We start from the raw sequence: 2,514 nt of genomic DNA on the forward strand, positions 1-2,514 counted from the left end.
GGTGGTCCGCACGGCGCACGGCCCGGTGTTCCCGATCCAGGTCGCCGACGCGCTCGGGGATCTGCCCGAGGTCGACCTCGCCGTGCTGTACGGCGTGTCCGCTGCCACGGGTCCGGTCGCCGTCGCCGCGGTGAGCCGGTGGGGCTCCACGGCGATCACCGCGGCCGACGTCGGTGGCGCACTCGCCTCGGTCCCGCCCACCGGCCGACCGGATATCGTCCACGTCGTCGACGACATCCCGGTGACGAACTGGTATCGGCCGGACGCCACCGGATTCGCCGCCCGGGGCCTGCCGAAGGCCGGCCCGCGAACCTGGATCCGCGATCCCGGTACAGGCGGGTACGTGCGGCTGACCAAGGCGGTGCGGGACGGGCTGGTCACGTCGGACCAGCTGTGATGCCCAGGTCCGGTCAGCCCCAGCCGAGGGCGTGCAGGGTGTGCTCCTCGATCCCGAAGTGGTGGGCGATCTCGTGGATGACCGTCACCGCCACCTCGTGGACCAACTGCTCCTCGGTGGAGCAGAAGTCGCACAGCGCACCCCGGTAGATCGTGATCGTGTCGGGCAGGAAACCCGAGTAGGTGGTGTCACGCTCGGTCAACGCCACGCCCTCGTACAGGCCCAGGAGGCCCGGTTCCTCCGGATGGCGGTCGGCGATGAGGACCACCACGTTGTCCATCGCGTCGAACAACGCGTCCGGGACGGAGTCCAGTGCGTCGTCGACGAGCGACTCGAACCGGGATTCGGCCACGACGATGCTCACGGCGTACCGCCGGGGATCGGGACGGACACGGTCCCGGGATCCGGGTCGGTCGGCGTGCCGGGTGTCCCCTGGCCGACCCCGGGTGGCGGGACCTCGGTGGTGGTGGGTGGCACCGGGGTGGAGCCGTCGATCAGCACTCCCTGCCGCGCGGACCCCCGCAGCACCGCGAACGGCCCGGGGTCGGCGGCCCGCATCAGCCCGCAGTTGACGGTGCGGCTCCCGGTCGCCCACGAGATCTGTGAGATCGGGTTGACGAGCGTGGAGATCAGGGTGGTGCGGCGCAGGGCCTCCCCGTCACCCAGGTAGGCGGTCCCCGCTGCCAGGCAGGCGTCCGCGGTGAGCTCGGCCTGCACCCTCGGCTCAGGCGGGGCGGGCTCCTCCGGGAAGAGTCCGGAGACGTCGACGTCGGAGACCACCTCGATCGCGTGGTCCTCCGAACACGGCACCGGCGCACCGGGCAGACCCTCGTCGGTGAACCCCAGGCAGGTGCCGGGGTCCCACCGTCGGTGCTGGTCGGCCTCCGCGAACACCCCTGTCGAGGTGGTCGACCGGCCGTTGAGTTCGGCCGCGGCGACGCCGCACAACACGGTGTGGTCGCCCTTGGCCCAGCCCTCCTCGGACGGGGGGACGACCAGCCCGGTGAAACGACCCGCCGGGTCGACCTCGCGGCCCCCCGCGTAGCGGGTGATCAGCGGCAAGCAGCGATCGGTGCCGATCGGGACCAACCTCGAGTTGTCCGGGAGCGGGGTGTTCTCGCCGAACCCGGGTACCCCGGAGAGGTCGATGCGGCCGGCGACCTCGAAGCGGTGGGGCTCCGCGCAGTCGACGGTCGTGAACGCGGTGACGCGGTCGGCCGCGTCGACCTGCCAGGTCAGGCACGTTCCCGGGGCCGCGTTCGCGTAGGCGGGCCCGGACAGCGTCCTCGGGTCGACCTGCGGGACGATGGCCGCGATCCGTTCCGCCGTCGCGGAGTTCGGATCCCCCATGGCCGAGGCCATGAGTCCACCGGTGATCGCCCCGCCGGACAGGATCGCGACGAGTGAGGCCATGACCGCGCCCCGGGTCCGGAGCAGTGACCGGCCCGGGTGTGGTGATCGCGAGGAGGTGATCATCGCATCCATGATGCCGCAACTTCGCCGCCCCGATAGGATTCAGGGCATGAGCGGACAGAACCGAGACGAGGCCGGCGGCCCGGACAGCGGAACCCGCGCGCCGCGCGAGGGGGTCGACCCGGAGGTCCTCGAGTTCGCACAGATGCTCTTCCAGCTCGCCCGGGACGGCGAGACCGAACGCCTGGCCGCCTACGTCGACGCTGGGGTGAGCCCGGACCTGACGAACGAGCGCGGTGACACGCTGCTCATGTTGGCCGCCTACAACGGGCATCCCGACACCGTCCGGGCGCTGCTCGCCCGCGGCGCGGATGTCGACCGCGCGAACGACCGCGGGCAGACCCCGCTCGCGGGGGCGGTGTTCAAGGGGTACGGCGAGGTGGTCCGGGTGCTGTTCGAGGGCGGTGCGGACCCCAACGGGGGGACGCCCACCGCGGTCGACACCGCCCGGATGTTCGAGAAGGACGCCTTCCTCGAACTCTTCGGCGTCTAGTTCGGGTGGTGGGACGGGGCCGCTAGGCTGGTCGCCGTGATCGATCTCAGGCTCCTCCGCGAGAACCCCGACCTCGTCCGCGATTCCCAGCGCACCCGCGGCGAGGACCCCTCGCTGGTCGACCGGCTGCTGGCCGCCGACGAGGCCCGCC

The 2,514-nt window shown here is 72.1% G+C and carries 4 protein-coding genes and 1 pseudogene; 3 read left to right on the top strand and 2 right to left on the bottom strand.

Features of this window, described 5'->3' with window-relative positions; genetic code table 11:
- A pseudogene (locus G6017_RS13685) lies at window positions 1-397 on the top strand (acyl-CoA synthetase); the annotation flags it as partial.
- Window positions 398-410: 13 nt separating this feature from the next.
- Here G6017_RS13685 and G6017_RS13690 read toward each other — a convergent pair.
- Window positions 411-761 (bottom strand): metallopeptidase family protein, encoded by a 351-nt coding sequence (locus G6017_RS13690; protein WP_179524221.1) that lies wholly within the window; start codon window positions 759-761, stop codon window positions 411-413.
- A complete protein-coding gene (locus tag G6017_RS13695; RefSeq protein WP_241731557.1) occupies window positions 758-1,873 on the bottom strand; it encodes a septum formation family protein in 1,116 nt (371 codons plus the stop codon). Before G6017_RS13695 ends, G6017_RS13690 begins: the two co-directional genes overlap by 4 nt.
- Window positions 1,874-1,919: 46 nt before the next feature.
- Here G6017_RS13695 and G6017_RS13700 point away from each other — a divergent pair, with 46 nt between their 5' ends.
- Complete coding sequence (locus G6017_RS13700) at window positions 1,920-2,363, top strand: ankyrin repeat domain-containing protein (protein WP_182610618.1); 444 nt, start codon at window positions 1,920-1,922, stop codon at window positions 2,361-2,363.
- 36 nt (window positions 2,364-2,399) lie between these two features.
- Window positions 2,400-2,514: hypothetical protein (locus G6017_RS13705; protein ID WP_182610617.1), on the top strand; the 115-nt coding region annotated here is incomplete at its 3' end.

The sequence above is a fragment of the Dietzia sp. B44 genome, assembly GCF_014145245.1.
Classification (GTDB): domain Bacteria; phylum Actinomycetota; class Actinomycetes; order Mycobacteriales; family Mycobacteriaceae; genus Dietzia; species Dietzia natronolimnaea.

Coding starts and splice junctions, on each gene's coding strand:
- G6017_RS13695 (WP_241731557.1), bottom strand. CDS start 1,873: ATGATCACCTCCTCGCGATCACCACACCCGGGCCGGTCACTGCTCCGG.
- G6017_RS13700 (WP_182610618.1), top strand. CDS start 1,920: ATGAGCGGACAGAACCGAGACGAGGCCGGCGGCCCGGACAGCGGAACC.